Here is a 19761-nt window from a genome sequence, read left to right as displayed (position 1 = left end):
ATAAGAGGTTATACCCCATGAATAAAATATATCAACTTGTGTGGTCAAAAACAAAGAAGATGTGGATTTCAGTTTCTGAGATGGCGGCATCCGGATGGTTCCGACGTCCATTGGTGTCGGGCTCAATTCTCCTCATTGCACTTCTCACAGCAGGAGGCAGTTTATGGGCCATTGATCCGGGAGAATTGCCCTCTGGTGGATATGTTACATCAGGTCAGGCAGATATTTCCCAAAACGGAAGTTCAATGACTGTAAACCAGTATACAGATAAAATGAGCGCTGAATGGGACACATTCAATATAGGCCAGGATGCCTCCGTTGATTTTATGCAGCCCGGCTCATCCAGTGTTGCGCTTAACCGTATTCATGACCAGAACCCCTCGCAGATTTTTGGAAGACTGAGCTCAAACGGTCAGGTTTTTCTTCTTAACCCTTCAGGCATATATTTCGGCCCCACAGCCCGGGTGGATGTGGGTGGCCTTGTTGCCTCTTCGCTGAATATCTCTGATGAGGATTTTCTTAAGGGAAAATATAGTTTTGAGAGCAGCGGAGATGCAGGCGCAATACGAAATGATGGCAATATCAGCGCCTTAAATGGCGGCTACCTGGCATTTATTGCCCCTGAAATAAAAAACACCGGCCTTATTTCTGCTGATAAAGGCTCTGCCCTTTTTGCTGCCGGTGACAGGGTGAATCTTGACTTTGCAGGTGACGGCCTTGTTACATTTACAGTTGATAAGGGCGCTATAGATGCGCAGATAGAAAATAGAGGGCTGATTCAAGCAAAGGGCGGCACAGTTATAATGACTGCAAAGGCGGCTGATGATCTTACAGGGTCAGTTATTAACAATAGTGGTATTGTAGAAGCTCAAGGGGTAACTGAACAGGGCGGAAGGATATTTCTTTTTGCAGAGGGTGGTCAGGCCACAATATCAGGCGCACTTAATGCATCATCTGATGCAGGGGCAGGCGGAAATATAACAGTTACCGGAGAGAGGGTGCTTGTTGAATCAGGCGCGCACCTTAATGCATCTGGCATAACCGGCGGTGGTGATGTGCTTGTAGGCGGCAGTTGGCAGGGGAGCGATCCAACTATTCATCAGGCAGAGGGCACAGTTATTGAGCAGGGGGCCTTGCTTGAGGCCAATGCAACAGATAAGGGTGATGGCGGAACAGTGGTTGCATGGTCGGATGTACTTAACCCGAATTCTGTCACCCGCGCCTATGGCGCATTTGAGGCCAAGGGTGGCCCAAACGGCGGCAATGGCGGGCGGATAGAAACATCAGGGCACTGGCTGGATGTGGCAGGAGTAAAGGCTGATGCATCAGCCGCGAATGGCAAAAATGGCGAGTGGCTGCTTGATCCATGGAATATCATTATCGGTGGATCAATCAGCGGAACCGCCTACAGCAGCACCTTTGTTCCTGGTGCCGATTCAACTATTCTGGCCACAGATATAGCGGTTTCATTACAGGGCGGGACAGATGTTACCATCACCACAGGAACTACAGGGAGCAGCATTGGCGATATCACTGTCAGTAATGCCATCACAAAAGCCAGCGGTGATACGAACGTAACGCTGACTCTTAACGCAGCCAATTCAATTGTGGTTGATCAGGCAATCAGCAACACCGGAGGCACTGGTAAACTGAATTTGGTGCTAGATGCTGACAACAACAATGGTGTTGGTGATGGAGCAGGTATTATAATATTAAACTCTGATATCAATACAAATGGTGGCAACCTGAGCTTCGGTACCGGCCGCACAGCCACCATAGGTGGCGTTTCCACCCTGGTGGGTGGTGATGTCTTTGTCGGCGGCAGCGCTCCCCAGACAATCTCTACTAATGGTGGCGCTGTTGATATCAGGGGAGAGATGCTCATCGCCAACACCAATGGCCTGTCAGTTAACTCCAGTGGCGGTAATATCCGTTTCTATGGGCTGCTCAACTCCGCCAACAGCTACACCGGCGTAACCTACTCAGGCACCTGGAGCAATGCGCTCAGTAATTCTCAGAGCGGAGCTGGAAACGCTGTAGGTTCAACTTATCTCGCAACAATAACCTCCAGACTTGAAAATTCCATAGCAAGCAGAGCTGTAAACTACCAGGAATCCTGGCTGGGAGCGCGACGCGTAACCGGCATCGGAACTGACAACCAGTGGCGATGGGTTACTGGTCCTGAAGGCACAGCAAACAGCGGCGCAGGAACAACCTTCTTCATCCAGACCGGTAATGGGATTGGTAACGTCATCAGCGGATATTTTTCGAACTGGAGCAGTAGCGAACCGAACAACTATGTCAGCGGAGCAGGGAACACCGACTACGCACTGGAATATGAGTCAGTACTGCAATTTACAGGTACCCAAGGACAGTGGAATGACTTGACTGGCGGACCTTCTTACACTATCAACACGCCGCAGACTCTCAGCTACTATGTCAAAGAAACCAATCAGGCAGCTTCACCTCTAACGATCAATGCAGGCGCTGGTACGGTCACATTCTCCGGGGCTGTGGGTACAAGCAAGGCACTGGCGTCCCTGGATGTCACATCTACATCAGGTATTGCCATCAACGGCGGCGCGGTCACAACAGAAGGTCTGCAAACCTACAATGGCAACGTTACACTCGGCTCAGCCTCGACAACACTGACCCAGACCAATGCTAATGTCGATTTTACCTTGGCTACAGGAAAGAGCATAACCAACGCAACAGGGGCAGATGCAGATTTAACTATCAAAACAACCCGCAGCATTATTATGGAATCCGGCAGTTTAATAAGTTCATCGTCTGGTAGGCTTAACACCATTATGTGGTCTGACAGTGATGGTTCTGACAGCGGTCACATTTATTTTGCTGGGACAAACAGCATTTCTACAAATGGGGGAGGCATATGGATGGGTGGCGGTTCAGGCACCGCACAATGGACACCATACGAAGGGGCTGGCTTACTGACAGTTGGAAACGGTTATGCAGTTAGTGATGGCACATATATAGGTGGCGAATGGTCATATCGGGGTGGCATAGAGATGTCAAATGCGACCAACCTGACCTCATCAGGCGGCAATATTAATCTTTATGGAAAAGGTTATGATGCACCCAGCAATTTTGCCGCAGGTGTCTATTTTAGAGGCGGCACAATCGATGCGGGAACTGGTAAAATAGTTATTGATGGAATATCAAGAGGAAGTGGCGAAGGCCTGAATTCACAGGCGGTTTCTATGGCGGCGGCTGTAAACATCAAATCAACAAATGCAGGAGCAGACGCTATTACTATTACAGGTGATGCATCTTCAGCTGTAAGTCCCGATTCAGCGGCTATTGGTATCAATATGCCAATAAATGGGACTATTCAGTCAACAGGCGGGGGAGGCATTACTCTTATTGGGAAGGGTGGTACTGCCCCCTACAGCCCGGGTTTTCAGATGAATAATGCTAACGTGCTAGCCAACAGCGGCCCAATAAATTTTACAGGGGTGGTTACAAACACCTCAGATCAAAAGAGTTTTTATGGCGGGGATAGCTTTACCATAGGCTATAAGGCAGGAACAGATGTGACGGCCTCCACGAGTGATATTACGCTCACCGGCGACACAGCGGATTTGGGCGGGTCTTTTGCCCTGTCAAGCGCCGGTAAGCTCCTAATTCAACCATACACCGCATTAAACACAATCGGTATTGCAGGCGGCACAGGGACTTTAAGCCTTCCTGCAAGTTACTTCTCTACCAACTTTACGAATGGCTTTTCCAGCATCACCATTGGCAGCGCCAATGCCGGCAATATAAACATCGGCAACACAGCGCTGACTTACAACGATCCGCTGACGTTGAAGACAGCCGGAAATATCACGACCAACAGCGAGGCAACCGTCACAGGCGGCATGGACCAGACTGCGCATCTGACACTGTGGGCGGATGCGGATGCTAATAACGATGGTTACATCTTCCTTTACGATGGCAGCGCAATTGATACCAACGGCGGTGATATTGTGATGGCTGGTGGGGCAGATGGCAATAGCGATGGCAGACCTGATGGGTTTGCGACTTCGGCCACATCAGATATAAGCGGAGTCAGTATCGGTAGATTGAATGGTGCTGCAACTGCTGGAACAACCATCTTGTCTGATGGCGGAGATATCTTTATAAAAGGCAAATCTTCGGGTGGTGGTGTTGGAATGGGGATAAACTACTCTCATAGCGGAGTATTAGATGCCGGAAGCGGTACCCTGACTATGATAGGTGAATCCTCCTCATATAATGCCATTGAATTATCCGCATGGATTGCCGGTGTAGCTGAAGGCAGTTATTTAGATATCAATGCGAACACTATTAGCATGAGTGGCATAAGTAGCGCATCTGGAAGAAGCGGTCTTAACAGCTCACAATTAAATAATCGATATACCCGAATAACATCCGGGCCAGGAGGCATAAGCTTTTATGGTGAGAACACAGCAGATACAAGCAAGGGTATCAGTGTCTCACTTAATGCCTCGACGAGTGGTGGTGATATCACGATGGTTTCGCCAAACAACGTAGAACTTTATACCGGAAGCAACAATAAAAGTATTAATGCTGGAACTGGCGATATATCGATCACGGCCAATACTCTCAGCATTCAAAATGGCACTACACTCTCCGGCAACGGAACCCTGGCCATCGAACCTTACACCGCAGGCCGAGCGATTAATATCGGCACTACCGGTGCCAACACCCTGGACATTGCCTCCAGTTATTTTTTCACCAATTTTACGAACGGGTTTTCAGACATCACTATCGGCAATGCAACATCCGGTGCTACCACAGTTGGCAGCGCGACTACTTTTAATGACAACATCACACTAATTAACAATTCCAACATCGCAATCAATGGAGCTGTGACTGCAAATGAAAATCTGACCCTGACCGGAAACGGCGCAGTCTCTCAGACCGCCGCGCTTAACATTATTGGTAACACAGCTATCACAGCGGGCAGTGCAAACAACATTACTCTCAGCAATGTCGGTAATAACTTTAATGGCGCAGTGTCAGTCACATCTGGAAATAATGTTTCGATTATTGACAGTAACACGATGACACTCAGTTCAATTAATGTGGATGGAGAAATTGATATCGCAACATTAACCGGCGACCTTTCACTGACCAGTGTGGTTACCACAACTAATGCCACAGCCGACGCCATCTCGCTCAATGCAGGTAAAAATACAGCAGCAGGCACATCAACCGGCGGAAATATCCTCATCAGTGGCGGCTCAATAAACTTTGGAGCGGGAGGCACTGCAAAACTTTATTCAGGGGATGTTTCTGACAGCACCGGCCTTGCAGCACTTGTGGGTTCAGGAAGCGGCAGATTCAGGTATAACGCAGATGAAACTACAGACTTTTCATCAGGCGGCTGGACAGCTCTTAACACTGGGCTCAATGCCATATACCGTGAACAACCCATCATTACTGTCACCCCGAGCAGCGGACAGACGGTCACCTATGGATCAGGTCCTGGCAGCGTCTATACCCACTCCGGTTACTTGAACGGCGACAGTTCCACTAGTACATCTGGAACCGTGACATGGACATTGAGCGGTACCTTATCAACCGCGGGCTATGCAACCGTCGGAACTCACGACATTATTTACAGCAGTGGACTCACCAACAGCCTCGGCTATGGCTTTTCAGACAATGCCGGAAGCACTGATGAACTGACGGTTAATCAGAGGTCAATAACTATCTCAGGTATTACCGCTACGAACAAGGTCTATGATGCAAATACCACAGCAACAGTAGATACCACTGGCGCAGCAGGCTGGCTGGCAGGGGATACAGTTACTGTCTCTGCATCAGGTCTGTTTGATAATAAAAACGTTGGTACAGGCAAGACAGTAAACCTTACAAGCAGCTATGGCGGTGGTGATTTAGGGAACTACTCCATTACTGATCAAGCAACCACAACAGCTAATATAACCCAAAGGCTAATCACCATCTCAGGTATAACAGCCGCAAACAAGGTCTATGACGCCAATACCACAGCAACAGTAGACACCACCAGCGCAGCAGGCTGGCTGGCAGGTGACGCAGTGACTGTCTCTGCTTCCGGTCTGTTTGAAAATAAAGACGTAGGGACAGGAAAGACAGTTAACCTGACAAGCAGTTATGGTGGAGCGGACGCGGGTAACTACTCTATTACTAATCAGGCAACCACAACAGCAGACATAACCCAGAGGGCAATCACCATTTCCGGTATTACCGCTACGAACAAGGTCTATGATACCAATACCACAGCAACTGTAGACACTACCGGTGCAGCAGGCTGGATAGTCGGAGATACAGTGACTGTCTCTGCATCCGGTCTGTTTGATAACAAAAACGTGGGTACAGGAAAGACTGTTACACTTACCAGTAGTTATGGCGGAACAGATTTAGGAAACTACTCTATTACTAATCAGGCAACCACAACAGCAGACATAACCCAGAGGCCAATAAATATCTCAGGTATTACTGCTGCAAACAAGGTCTATGATGCAAATAGAACAGCAACAGTTGACACTACCGGCGCAACAGGGTGGCTGGCAGGGGACACTGTGACTGTCTCTGCATCAGGTCTGTTTGATAATAAAAATGTGGGAACAGGTAAGACTGTTACCCTGACCAGCACATATGGCGGGGCAGATTCGGGTAACTACTCTATTACTGATCAGGCAACCACAACAGCAAACATAACCCAGAGGGCAATCACCATTTCCGGTATTACCGCCGAAAACAAGGTCTATGATGCAAATAGAACAGCAACAGTTGACACTACCGGCGCAGCAGGGTGGCTGGCAGGGGACACTGTGACTGTCTCTGCATCCGGCCTGTTTGATAATAAAGACGTGGGTGCAGGAAAGACAATTAACCTGACAAGCAGTTATGGTGGAGCGGACACGGGTAACTACTCTATTACAGATCAGGCCACAACAACAGCTAACATAACCCAGAGGGCAATAAATATCTCAGGTATTACAGCCGCAAACAAGGTCTATGATGCAAATACCACTGCAACAGTAGATACCACCAGTGCAGCAGGCTGGCTGGCAGGAGACACAGTGACTGTCTCCGCATCCGGCCTGTTTGATAATAAAGACGTGGGTGCAGGAAAGACAATTAACCTGACAAGCAGTTATGGTGGAGCGGACGCAGGAAACTACTCTATTACTGATCAGGCCACAACAACAGCTAACATAACCCAGAGGGCAATAAATATCTCAGGTATTACTGCTGCAAACAAGGTCTATGACGCAAATACCACAGCAACAGTAGACACCACCGGCGCATCAGGATGGCTGGCAGGAGACACGGTGACTGTCTCTGCTTCAGGTCTGTTTGATAACAAAAACGTAGGAACCGGAAAGACTGTTACACTTACCAGCAGTTATGGCGGAACAGATTTAGGTAACTACTCAATAACTGATCAGGCAACCACTACTGCAAACATTACACAAAAATCATTGACCGCCACCTACACCGGAATAGACAAGGTGTATGATGGTACTACAAATGCCCAGGTAGCAGCCTATTCTGCTGATGTTATAGCGGGCGATATTGTAAACTTTATCCAGAGTGCAGCTTTTACAGACAAAGATGCAGGGATTGGAAAAACCATAGATGTAACAGATATCAACCTTTCAGGAATCGATTCAGCAAACTACAACCTGCAAAATACCACATCTACGACCACTGCTAATATTGCACCTGCCCTGCTGACTGTAACTGCCAGTGATGATACCAGGGTTTTCAATAATGTTACATACAGCGGAGGTAACGGAGTAACATATACCGGTTTTGTCAATAATGAGACAAATGCTATACTGAATGGAATACTTGAATATGGCGGGACAAGTCAGGGGGCAGTTAATCCCGGCCTGTATGATATCGAGCCTTTTGGTCTGACCTCGAATAACTATGATATTAACTTTTTAAGCGGTCAACTTGCAATTATCAGTGAAACGAATGTGGAAATTGACATGGTTTCGAGAGACAGACAAAACGGCATTAACAGTACCGGCCAGGATCACGCCTCTATATCAGGAGGTTCCTTTACCTCTTTGCTGGGGCCGGGAGCAGGCAGTTCGGCAATGGCCGGTTATGCCGGATTTGAGGTTATGTCCCTTAACATTACAGAAACCGGTGCATTTTCACTCTCATCAGAAAGTGGAAGCACAATAATAAGCTTTATGCCTGGTCCAGAAGGCGGGAGCATCATGAATAGCGGAGGAGCTTCATCTGGCGAAATAAAAACCATCATTAATTCAATGCCTGTTTTTGAGCAGATTGGGCCCGCTGACCCGGTCTGGATCAATAACTACACAATAAGCAAGGATAATCAGGCGTTATCGGCTGCCCCAAATAACAGTGTGGAAATGGAAGTGCTTACCAGATACAGGATGCCTGAAAAGCAATATCCCTTTACACTTAACCTGCAGGATGGAATGTCTGTTCAGTATACCGCTGGTATTACTGATGAGGGATATATGGTGATCAGCTTCTCTTCATCTCATGGTGGTGTGGATATCGAAAAGATTATCCTTATGGGTATTGCTGTAGTTGAGAAAGAGATAAAGGAAAAGTCGGATAATATCAGGGGAGTAGTAATAGTAAAAAGGCCTCATGCAATATAAGGCTTTTGTCACCCGTTCCTGTGGTTTCCATAGGAACGGGGGACATATGTTCCGCTAGTATAATACAAAATTATCACCGCTATTGAGGATACGATATGCGAGTTTTCTTTAGTAAACCCATAAATTCTCATGCTATTTTTACAGACAATGAAATGGATTTAAATTGACATAATATATTGATCCCCCTATATTTTATTTAAAATTATGATTCATCGCTGGTAATGCTGACAGAAAAATCTGAATGTATATAGATTTTAGATGGAGGTTAAATGGAAATATTCCCTCGTCGGCTGAGGATAGTCCTTGTGCTGGTGGCCATAATACTCCTCGCAAGCTGTATCTGGTATTACAAAGCTGCACAACAGCGTTATCTAAACGATACTACTGCCCGACTTGAATCCATTATTCAACTGACAATAAACCGACTCACTGATTGGCGTAATGTGATGCTGCGTGAAACCATCATGATGATGGAAAGCCCTTACTATGTCAAACTCGCTGAGCGATGGGATGGTGGCCCCAGGGAAGAGGATATTGATGAAATAATGACCAGGTCGCGAGTAGCGCAGCAGTCATATTTCTATTCAGATGCCCTTTACGTTGATGTTGATGGGAAAATTTTCTTGTCATTAAAGGATAATCAGGCTGGATTGTCTGAAACATCCCGGAAGGCCCTGCATGAATCCTTCAGGACAGGGAAAGCCGTGATGACAGACCTGTACATCCCTGCTGACAATATAAACCCTCATTATGACCTTGTAATGCCCTTTTATGCGGGCAAAGGCACTTCCCGCGTCCCGAACTCAGCCTTTATTTTTGAGTATGAATCGTCACGTGTTCTTGACCCCATTATTAATTTCTGGCCCGGATACAGCAGCACAGCCGAAAGCCTGCTCATCCGCCGTGAAAATGATTCTGTACTTTTCCTAAACGAGGCACGTCATAAAAAGGGTACAGCCCTTTCATTAAACATCCCGCTGGACCAGGGTAGTATTGAATCTCAGGCTATACAGGGGTTGAATGGCGTAATACAGGGGAAAGATTATCGGGGTGAAGAGGTTATTGCAGTCGCTAATTCCGTGCCTGATACATCATGGATGCTAATTGTTAAAATAGATAAAAGTGAAATATATTCAGGTTTAATAAGGGAGTATATCCCAGTATTAATCTCTTTTTTATTTCTTGTCGGGCTGATTTTTTTGATCCTTGGGATATTCTGGCAGAGAAATGAAAAGGCCCATTACCGCACCCTGTTTGAGATGGAGGCTGCCCGGAGAAAGACTGAGGAGCGATATCGAAATGCCCTTGATGGTATCATGGAAGGATGCCAGATAATTGATTTTAACTGGCAACTTATATATCTGAATGCCATGGCGCTTAAACACAGCGGGCGCACAAAAGAAGAGCTATTAGGGCGCACACTGATGGAGGCATATCCCGGCTTTGAAAAATCAAAAACCTTTGAAGCCTTTACCACCTGTATGGTTGAGCGTATTGCACAGCATGTTGAAGGTTCAGCACAGCTACCAGACGGCACTGTAAAATGGTATGAAACCAGTGTTCATCCGATACCTGAGGGAATTTTCGTCCTTATAAATGATATTACTGAACGAAAACTGGCTGAGGCGGATAATGACCGGCTGGTATCGGCCATTGAGCAGTCCGGCGAGTGCGTGGTTATTATAGATAAAGGGAGGGTTGTACGTTATGTTAATCCCGCCTATGAAAAAGTAACCGGCAGAACACGTGAAGAGGTGATTGGTCGCAGACTTGATTCTGATCTTAATGAAAACAATACTTATAACAAAGAATTCTGGGCTACCCTTGAAAGTGGAAAGCCATGGGGCGGACGACTCGAAGACCGCAGGAAAGATGGCGCTCCTTACACCGAGGTAGCAACTGTCTCGCCCGTTTTTAATGATGCAGGGGATATAGTAAATTATGTTTCAGTATCGCGGGATATCACCGGATACCTGGAGCTGCAGAAAGAAAAGGAAAGGCTTCAGGATCAGGTTCTACAGATCCAAAAAATGGAATCTGTAGGAAGACTGGCAGGCGGAGTGGCCCATGATTTTAATAATATGCTTAATGTTATAAGCGGTCATGCGCAGCTTGCCATGGACAGTCTTGATCCCTCTGCCCCTGTTTACAGACACCTGAGCGAAATCTATAAGGCCTCACTCAGATCCTCTGCCCTTACAAGGCAGCTCCTAGCATTTGCCCGCAAGCAGACCATAGCGCCCAGGGTCCTGGATTTAAACATTACTCTCGGAAATATGTTAACCATGCTCCAAAGGCTTATTGGTGAAGATATCGAGCTGGAATGGAACACCGGGCATAACCTGTGGCCTGTTAGAATTGATCCTGCCCAGATTGACCAGATTCTGGCTAACCTTGCTGTTAACGCACGCGATGCCATTGAAAAACATGGTAAAATAACCATCTCCCTCGAAAACATCGTCCTTGATGAAGATTACTGCCGTCAGCATCCGGGCAGTATGCCGGGTGATTATGTAATGATTACCTTCAGTGATGACGGGTGTGGAATGGAGCATGATATACGTGAACATCTTTTTGAGCCCTTCTTTACTACAAAGACCGATGGCAAGGGGACCGGGCTGGGGCTGGCAACCGTTTACGGTATTGTAAAACAGAATGATGGCTTTATAAGCGTATATAGTGAACCCGGCAGGGGCACAACCTTTAAAATATATCTGCCCAGATACCAGGGCTCCGAAACCCCCGGAGCGATTGAAACAGAGAATAAACCAGTTACAGGCGGTGCTGAAACCATCCTTGTTGTTGAGGATGAGAAAACCGTTCTGGATCTGACCAAAGATATGCTTGAACGGCTTGGTTACCATGTAATTGCAGTCAACTCACCCGATGAAGCCATACGTCTTGCTCAAAATTATGATGGAAAGATAGATCTGCTTCTCGTTGATGTTATCATGCCAGGAATGACCGGACGTGATCTTTCAGAACATCTGGCAAACCTGCGCCCCGGGATAAAAAAGCTGTTTATGTCAGGCTACACTGCCGATATCATTACCCATCGTGGCATTCTGGAGGAGGGTGTCTTTTTTATCCAGAAGCCCTATTCAATAAAATCGCTGGCAGAAAATGTGCGCGCTGCACTGGAACAGAGAGATGAATGATATCTGGTTTCATACACACCCCTTTCTAATTTCATTAATAACAGATAGCATAATAAATAGGCATAAACCTCACTTATTTCACCCTGCCATAACTTGATGTAAGCATCACCTCAATCCAGGTAACAGGCTTACCAACCCTTTTAAAAACAAGCGGGCAGTGGGACAACCCGGCCGGGACAGTCACTATTGAGGGTTTGTTTATTATCTGAGGCTCGCCCTCCATAAAAAAAACAATATCTGCGTCAAATTCATACTTGTCATTCGGGTTGCTACCAAAAAAACACATAACATGCGAGAAATCATGAGTATGTGGCTCTGTTTCATCCCCTTCCTGGTCGGCCTCTGTTATGACAGAGTATAATATCTGGCAGTCAACCCCCAGTTTGTCAGGGCTCGCAAGAAATCCATCAAACAGCTCTCCGGTATGGAGCTTTCCTTTAGGTGTCTCAAGAATGTATTTCCTGTATTTTGATTCGGCCATTCTATTCAAGCCTCCCTTTACTATTATTAATTGATAACCTGCCTGTATACTATTTATTTTTAAAGTATTTCATCAATCAGTTCACTGATTCGGCCTGTTAAGTATAAAGGGATTGAAAGCAGGCGGTACTTTACCGGTTGCCCTGAAGTTGTTTTCAGACCAACATCTTCAACCCTTGGGGTATTAGAGTCTATTCTTACAGCAAGCTCAAGATTTTTTTCTGCCATAAATTGATGAAGTGATTTCATGCATCCTGCTGTTCCTGATTTAACCTCTACCGGAATTATTTTGTCAGCATGTTGAATAATATAATCTATTTCACCAAGTCTTCCCCCTGTCCTCTGCCAGTAAAAAGTTGAGGATCAGTTGAAACTGCCTGGACAGACCTCAACTGCTGTCCTACAAACTGTTCAGCTATCCCACCCTTATTGGTAAAAATCAAATCCTTTGTCTGTACTGGTTTTACCGATGACAAACCAAGCTGTGCAGAAATCAGGCCGACATCAAGCATGGGCGCCTTGAAAAATTTTTCATTGGATTAAGCGAAGGTTATTATGTTCTGCAAAAGCACGTACCAGTCATGTCTTTCCTGTCTGACGCGCCCCACGAATTACCAGGGGTTTCCGGTTGTGACTCCCAAGCCATGCATTAAGTATAGTTGATGCAAAACGATCCATGTTTTACTTTATATACCTTAATTTAATATCAGCAAAATAACTATCTCGATTTATTATGAAAATTGTAATAAAATAACGCGTTGATTTTGTCAATTGTTAATATTTTAACGCTATGTATTGGTAGTCAGACGAGCAGATTTCCGGGCCTTTGCCTTTGCTTTTCTGTTTACATAAAAAATAAGTATCCTTATTATGGCAAACCCGGCAATAAAGGGGACAAAAAACAGGACAGGGTTTTTTGTGCGCATATAGGTAATCCCGCCGACAAGAAAAGTTGCGCCTATAATCACAGACCCTATGTAATCATAAACCTTAAAATCAAAATCACCCGGCTTTTTTACAAACGAAATAAAACGCATAATTCTAAAGCGTCTTGAAATCAATATAATCAGGGCGCCTATAAGGGTGGAAACAAGAGATATGATCTTCACATGTTCAAACCTTGCCTCAAGTATCATGGGGAAAAGTATCCCCACAATACCTACAAAAATAATAAGCACTATTGTTATGCTGATTAAAAAACTTATTATCTTACTGACCATCCGGTTTTCTAACAGGTTTTTCATTGCTGACGCCCCGTATAAAGTATTTTACCTCATGTTTTTAGGGATTTTACACCTATTTTTTGTATATAACCAGAAGAATAAACTCATGATGCCAAGCAGCATATTGATAACACCAAGCACTACAATCCGGTTGCTCCAGTCCATGGAGATAATCACAAGGCCGATACTGCCCAGGGTACCCATGAAGCAGAACATAAGGGATGAGGCAGAGCCGGTATTTTTATCCTGCTGTTCAATCAGAAGATTCATTGATGGAGGTCTCTGAAGCGCAAACGCAGCGCTGCCCACAGCTATTGATCCAAGGAACAGCATTGGGTGTAACCCGCCAAAAAGTATGGTGAGTATACCGCTTGCAATACTCAATGCAAAACTCCCTGTAATAATTGTAAGCGGCTTTATGAACTGAGAAATGCGTATATATGCTATGGCAACAAGAACGCTTATTGCTGCATTGGTTGCAAAATAGTAGCTGTATGCCTGCTCGCTTAAACCGAATGTCTGCTGAAAGATAAAGGATGATATGCCTACAAATGCCATCATACCCAGCGGGGCAAATGAGAACAATAAAACAAGTCTTGCAAAGGATGGGTTAAAAAGCACAACAAACAGCTTCCCAAGCGAGGCCGGGATGCTGTCTTTTGATAGATCAGTATTGGTCTCTTTGTAGAAAAGGCCGAAAATCAGGGTGATAACCCCCAGAAAAGCGAGCACTACAAATGCCCCCCGCCATGAGGTGAATTTCAGTATCCATGCGCCAAGTATAGGGGCTGTTACAGGCACAAACCCTGTTAATGCCCCTATAATGGCAAAGGCCTTTTCCTTTTTTTCAGGCGGGAAAAAGTCCTTAATGATTGCAGTTGAAACTGCCATGCCCCCTGCGCAGCCTATTGCCTGAAAGAGCCTTGAGATAATCAGAAAATATATTGTTGTACTGATTGCACAGGCAGCACTTGCGGCTACATAGAGTGTAAGAGATACCATAATAACGGGTTTACGGCCGAACCTGTCAGACAGGGAACCGAAAAACAGCCCGCTGATACTGATGACAAAAAAGAACCCTGACATTGTGAGGTTAACCAGCTCAATGGTGGTGTTCAATTGATCTTTGATAGAGGGAAGGGCAGGCATATACATATCTGTGGCCATCATGGGAAAGGCAGTGAGTATCGATACAAATACCATCATGACACCAACACTCAACTGTCCTGAATTTATCTCATTCTGATTAATGGATATATTTTCATTACTCATATTTAACTCCGAAAAAACAAGCCGACCTGTTATTAAAAGTGCTGCCGGAGTATCTGTATTTATTTTTTTGATAATGCATTAACAGCGGGTTAGCATAAAAATAAAGATGTAAAACAAAAACTCTTAATATGGAAACACCCTTTATAGAAATGATACTCTTTATCGGTTGTTATTTACTCTAAATTATTAATAAAACTCAAAATACCGGGCAGGAGTATATGTGATACGCGGGAAGGTGTCAACAGGGAACAATTGCCAGTATTTCCACTGTTAATTTTTCTTCCTTATTTTTTAAAAGAAAGATTGCTTAAGATATCATCAAAAATAGACAAAACCCGATATTTTGGTTATTATTCAATCCTCAATTAGTTATACAACAGATAATACATTTATTGTAATATGTCATGGGGTCGCTCTATGCGGCTATTCTGACAGGGTAGATTTTAAAGTTTAACAACGGAGACATATCATGAAAAAAGCTATTAGGATTATGACCCTTTTTCTGTTTCTTTTATTACCCTTATACACCTTTGCGCAGGGAGGATTTGAGATGGATACGATAAAGACATCACAGGGAAATCTGGAAATCACATTTATCGGTCATGGCACCCTTATGTTTTCGTTCGATGGCAGGATCATTCATGTGGACCCCTGGACCGAATTCACGGATTATGAGGATATGCCCAAGGCAGATATAATACTTGTTACCCATGACCACTATGATCACCTTGATAAAAAGGCGATAGCAGCCCTCAAAAAGGATGGGACACAGATCATTTTAAATGAGGCAGGTAATAAACAGCTTGGTGAAGGGACCATAATGAAAAATGGTGATGTTAAAATCCTGTCAGGTTTGAAGATAGAGGCGGTGCCGGCCTATAATATAGTGCATAAAAGGGATGCAAATAATCCATTTCACCCAAAGGGGGTAGGCAATGGTTACGTAATTACTTTTGGTGACAAAAGGGTATATGTGGCTGGTGACACTGAAAATACACCTGAAATGAAGGCGATAAAGGGCATTGATATTGCATTTCTGCCCATGAACCTGCCCTATACCATGACACCAGAAATGGTTGCGGATGCGGCAAAGGTATTGAAACCAGCTATCCTCTACCCATATCATTATGGAGAGACAGACACCTCAAAGCTCATTGATCTATTGAAGGATGAAAAAGGGATAGAGGTCAGGATAAGGAAGATGAAATAAAAACGGGGCGAAAGGCTCAGGGCACAGGGCGCAAGGAAAAGCAATAAAAACACTTACCATGAAGAGAATCCGCCTTTCCATCCTCCATAGCAGGCTACTGCGGCGGACGGGCGCTAAAAGCCACGGTGGGACAGGGGGCTCAAGGCACAGGGAAGAAAGACCTTGAACCTTGTGCCCTGAGCCTTGAGCCAGTCTGTTATGTAGAGGTTAACCCTCCATTAAGTCTAAACTCTTCTTTTCCAAGTATATCATGGAGGTGCAGGATGCCCCTGAGCCGCTTTTCATGGTCAATGATCACAAGGTGTGTTATCTGATAAAGCTCCATTATACCTAAAGCCTCTGCGGCTGATATGTTTTCATCGATTGACCTGGGCGAAGGGGTCATGATCTCATCCACAGTAAGAGAATAGATATTTTCCTGCCTCATTAAGGCCCTTCTCAAATCACCATCAGTCAGTATGCCTGCAACACGCATCTCTTCATCCACAACTACTGTAACACCGATATTCTTTGAATCTATCTCAACTATGGCATCATAAACCGATGTACCTGTTTTTACTGTTGGCACACTATCTCCTGTGAACATGACCTCTTTCACCTTTGTGCCCAGCCTTTCACCAAGAGTTCCTCCAGGGTGAAACCGCTTAAAATCCTTTTGCCCGAACCTCCTCATCTTCATCAGGACAACGGCCATTGCGTCCCCCATAGCAACTGCTGCTGTTGTGCTGGTTGTTGGCGCCATTGTTTCAGGGCATGCCTCCCTTGCAACCTTTACATCTATAACAACATCGCTCATGTGCGCCATTGGCGATTCAGTATCGCCTGTAAGACATATTATCTTAGCACCCATATCCTTTTTTATCATGGGTAATATCTTGTTTATCTCATGGGTATGTCCACTGTTTGATATGGCGAGTACAACGTCATCCCTTGTTACCATACCCAGATCGCCATGAAGAGCCTCTGCCGGATGCATAAAAATGGAGGGTGTGCCTGTGCTGCTCAGGGTTGACGATATCTTTCTGCCTACCAGCCCTGACTTACCAATTCCTGTAATTATCACCCTTCCCTTTGACTTTACCATTAACTGTACTGCCTTTTCAAACTCAGGGCCAACCTTGTCTATAAGGTCAAGTATACCCTGGGCCTCTATTTTCAGCACATCTTTTGCCTGTTCAATTATTGTATCCATCTTTTCCTTCTAAAATATACTCCGTTTTCAACAGGTTACATCAAGTGCAACCAGGATGAAATCTTTATCATGATAACCTGCGCTTCACAAGGTTTAATTTAAAGGGGTAGTTTGCTTACAATAACACATGCAGAGACAAGGCATGCCGTGTCTCTACATCCATGCTACCTTTGTTTTCTTGATCAACACAGGCTATTCCCCGATCCAGAATCTTTCCAGCGCTCTTTCCAGTTCTTCCTTTGTTTTTACTTTTACAGGTTGCCAGTTCACAGGGAAAAGGGATTTGTATCTGTGCTCCCTGTACCTCTCATCCACAAGGATCACCACACCCCTGTCTGTTTCAGAGCGGATTACCCTGCCAGCAGCCTGCAACACCCTGTTTATACCGGGGTAAAGGTATGCATATTCATAACCTGCCTGATCTGTCTCATTGAAATAATCACGAATAATATCCCTTTCAGGCGAGATACCTGGTAGACCTACGCCATAAATTACAGCCCCTGAAAGCCTTTCTCCAGCCAGATCAATCCCCTCCCCAAATATCCCCCCCATAACAGCAAAACCTAAAAGGGCGTTTTCATTACAGACTGAAAAGCGACTCAAAAAATTGTCCCGCTCCTCCCCTGTCATGCCCTGGTTCTGGATAATGATCTCAAAACCCTTATCTTCAGCCTCAAAAAGCGAGATGATCATCTGCATGTAGGCATATGATGGAAAAAAGAGGAGATAATTTCCCTTTCGTGTATCAATAACAGGGTTAATAAGGGCTGCGGCGTTCGTCTTTGTGGACTCCCTGTTTTTGAACAGGGTCGAGATACCGCTGTAAATAATAAGACAGAGGTTTTCGGGAGGAAAGGGCGAGGCTATCTCCAGGTTTCTTGTGTTTGCCGCACAGCCGAAGAGCCTTTTAAAATAGCCTGAAGGAGACATGGTAGCGGAAAAAAATACAGCGGCCCTGTTTTTGCTGAATGTCCTCTCAAGCCTCTTTGAAGGGTCTATGCAGAAGAGCTTTACCCTGAAATCCTTATCCATGATCTCAAATATGGTTCTGTAGGTTTCATCATATTCCTCGAGTATCCTGGCAAATGTCCTTACATTAAAATAGAGATCAAGAATGGTATCCTTTGATGGAGACTCTATATTGAGTGCAAACCACTCTTCACACTCCTTGATAAGGCCCCTTATGGAAGGCACAAGGGAAACGGGCGCATCTGTCTCTACAATCAACTTTTTCCCATTTTCATCGCACCTTTTCTTGAGTTTATTGAGGGCTGTATTTATGCCACCTATCTTTTTATAAATAGCGGGCAGTTCTTCCCTGTTTATCTCCTTTCTCGTATCGAGGAAGGTCTGTTTGAATATCTCAGCGGAAAACATCTCACGTGACCTGTCCACCAGATTATGGGCCTCATCCACAAGAAGGATAAAGTCGTTTTCCTCCTCCAGAAAAAATCTTCTCAGGTACACCCGCGGGTCAAATACATAATTATAATCGCATATGATGACATCCGCTATGAGCGATAGACCAAGGCTGAACTCAAATGGGCACACCTTATTTTCTTCTGCTATTCTTGCAATAACATCCCCTGTGAAATCGTCCTCATGAAAAAATCTCTCCTCTGCCTCATCAACCCTGTCAAAATATCCCTTTGCATATTCGCACTCATCCGGAGAGCATGCTGCATCAGGCTTGAAACAGATCTTGTCCTTTGTGGTTATCACAAGGGTCTTGATCCTTAACCCCTTTTCCCTCATTTCATTGATGGCTGCACAGGCTGAATCCTTTCCGGTGCTCCTTGCTGTAAGATAAAAGAGCTTTGATGAAAGGCCTTCGGCCATGGCCTTGATTGCAGGAAACAGGGTTGACATGGTCTTCCCTATGCCGGTTGCAGCCTGAATAAGTATTTCCCTTTTCTGATGGATTGCCCTGTAAACCTCAACTGCCATCTCCCTCTGGCCCGGCCTGTAATTCGCAAATGGGAATTCAAGCGCCTTTATTGAACTGTTCCTAATCTCCCACCATTTTTCAAGGTCGGTTATCCGCTTCAGATAATGGGAAATCAGCTTACAAAAAAAGTCTTCAAGCTCTTTCCGGTTAAATAGATTTATGATCTCTTTTTGTTTTCCTGAATCGAGCTGGTAATAGGTAAGCTGGCCTGATATCTCATTAAGCCCTTCCTGCATGAGCCAGATGTAGCAGTATATCTTAAGCTGGGCCCAGTGGGTGGGATTAGTGAATTCCTCATAATACTCCAGCCCTCTTGTGGTGGTTTTTATCTCCTCAATTATTATCCGGTCTGTGTACCGGAATATGCCATCCATACGGCCTGTTACCTCAAGGATATGGTTCTCGGTTTCAAATTCTCTTTTTATTGAAACCTCACCTGTGTACTCGGCTGGTCTTGATTTCTGTATCTTCTGGTGGGCGCGTATTGCATCAACCGGGTTGATCTGCGCAAATGTATCAAAGGAGAGGTCTCCTCCCCTGTATGAATATTCAACAAGGTTCCTTACTGATACACTTATCTTTTTTTTCAATTGATTTCCTCTGTCTGACCTTAAATCCTGGATCATAGGT

10 protein-coding genes are annotated in these 19761 nt (G+C 45.1%); 3 read left to right on the top strand and 7 right to left on the bottom strand.

Features of this window, described 5'->3' with window-relative positions; translation table 11 throughout:
- The first annotated feature begins 17 nt into the window (after window positions 1-17).
- Both GX654_18035 and GX654_18030 read left to right on the top strand, forming a co-directional pair.
- A complete protein-coding gene (locus GX654_18035) occupies window positions 18-8648 on the top strand; it encodes a filamentous hemagglutinin N-terminal domain-containing protein (GenBank protein ID NLD38765.1) in 8631 nt (2876 codons plus the stop codon).
- A 269-nt stretch (window positions 8649-8917) separates the two neighbouring features.
- Complete coding sequence (locus tag GX654_18030; protein NLD38764.1) at window positions 8918-11806, top strand: PAS domain S-box protein; 2889 nt, start codon at window positions 8918-8920, stop codon at window positions 11804-11806.
- A gap of 73 nt (window positions 11807-11879) precedes the next feature.
- Here GX654_18030 and GX654_18025 read toward each other — a convergent pair whose 3' ends face one another.
- From GX654_18025 to GX654_18005, 5 genes are all read right to left on the bottom strand, one after another.
- On the bottom strand, window positions 11880-12287 hold the full coding sequence (locus tag GX654_18025; protein NLD38763.1) for a hypothetical protein: 408 nt from the start codon (window positions 12285-12287) through the stop codon (window positions 11880-11882).
- Window positions 12288-12346: 59 nt separating this feature from the next.
- The gene (locus tag GX654_18020) at window positions 12347-12535 is read right to left on the bottom strand and encodes a hypothetical protein (protein ID NLD38762.1); all 189 of its coding nucleotides are present in this window, start codon (window positions 12533-12535) and stop codon (window positions 12347-12349) included.
- Between the two features lie 65 nt (window positions 12536-12600).
- Window positions 12601-12798 (bottom strand): hypothetical protein, encoded by a 198-nt coding sequence (locus tag GX654_18015; protein ID NLD38761.1) that lies wholly within the window; start codon window positions 12796-12798, stop codon window positions 12601-12603.
- A gap of 276 nt (window positions 12799-13074) precedes the next feature.
- Complete coding sequence (locus tag GX654_18010) at window positions 13075-13530, bottom strand: hypothetical protein (protein NLD38760.1); 456 nt, start codon at window positions 13528-13530, stop codon at window positions 13075-13077.
- Window positions 13531-13554: 24 nt separating this feature from the next.
- Window positions 13555-14781: a multidrug effflux MFS transporter gene (locus GX654_18005; GenBank protein ID NLD38759.1), complete on the bottom strand. Its 1227-nt coding sequence runs from the start codon at window positions 14779-14781 to the stop codon at window positions 13555-13557.
- Between the two features lie 469 nt (window positions 14782-15250).
- Here GX654_18005 and GX654_18000 point away from each other — a divergent pair, with 469 nt between their 5' ends.
- Entirely contained in the window at window positions 15251-15991 is a 741-nt protein-coding gene (locus GX654_18000) for an MBL fold metallo-hydrolase (protein ID NLD38758.1), read from the top strand.
- A 196-nt stretch (window positions 15992-16187) separates the two neighbouring features.
- Here the strand turns inward: GX654_18000 and GX654_17995 are convergent, their stop codons facing one another.
- Both GX654_17995 and GX654_17990 read right to left on the bottom strand, forming a co-directional pair.
- The gene (locus GX654_17995; protein NLD38757.1) at window positions 16188-17183 is read right to left on the bottom strand and encodes a KpsF/GutQ family sugar-phosphate isomerase; all 996 of its coding nucleotides are present in this window, start codon (window positions 17181-17183) and stop codon (window positions 16188-16190) included.
- Between the two features lie 192 nt (window positions 17184-17375).
- Window positions 17376-19721 (bottom strand): ATP-dependent DNA helicase, encoded by a 2346-nt coding sequence (locus GX654_17990; protein NLD38756.1) that lies wholly within the window; start codon window positions 19719-19721, stop codon window positions 17376-17378.
- Window positions 19722-19761 lie beyond the last annotated feature (40 nt).

This window comes from Desulfatiglans sp. (assembly GCA_012513605.1).
Classification (GTDB): Bacteria; Desulfobacterota; DSM-4660; order Desulfatiglandales; family HGW-15; genus JAAZBV01.
The sequence above is the reverse complement of the archived record's forward strand: the minus strand, read 5'-3'. Positions and strand labels throughout refer to the sequence as shown.

Excerpts from the sequence above, each read along its gene's own strand:
- GX654_18005 (NLD38759.1), bottom strand. The coding sequence starts at position 14,781 with ATGAGTAATGAAAATATATCCATTAATCAGAATGAGATAAATTCAGGA.
- GX654_18000 (NLD38758.1), top strand. The coding sequence starts at position 15,251 with ATGAAAAAAGCTATTAGGATTATGACCCTTTTTCTGTTTCTTTTATTA.
- GX654_18030 (NLD38764.1), top strand. The coding sequence starts at position 8,918 with ATGGAAATATTCCCTCGTCGGCTGAGGATAGTCCTTGTGCTGGTGGCC.
- GX654_18025 (NLD38763.1), bottom strand. The coding sequence starts at position 12,287 with ATGGCCGAATCAAAATACAGGAAATACATTCTTGAGACACCTAAAGGA.
- GX654_18035 (NLD38765.1), top strand. The coding sequence starts at position 18 with ATGAATAAAATATATCAACTTGTGTGGTCAAAAACAAAGAAGATGTGG.
- GX654_17995 (NLD38757.1), bottom strand. The coding sequence starts at position 17,183 with ATGGATACAATAATTGAACAGGCAAAAGATGTGCTGAAAATAGAGGCC.
- GX654_18020 (NLD38762.1), bottom strand. The coding sequence starts at position 12,535 with ATGAAATCACTTCATCAATTTATGGCAGAAAAAAATCTTGAGCTTGCT.
- GX654_18010 (NLD38760.1), bottom strand. The coding sequence starts at position 13,530 with ATGAAAAACCTGTTAGAAAACCGGATGGTCAGTAAGATAATAAGTTTT.
- GX654_18015 (NLD38761.1), bottom strand. The coding sequence starts at position 12,798 with ATGCTTGATGTCGGCCTGATTTCTGCACAGCTTGGTTTGTCATCGGTA.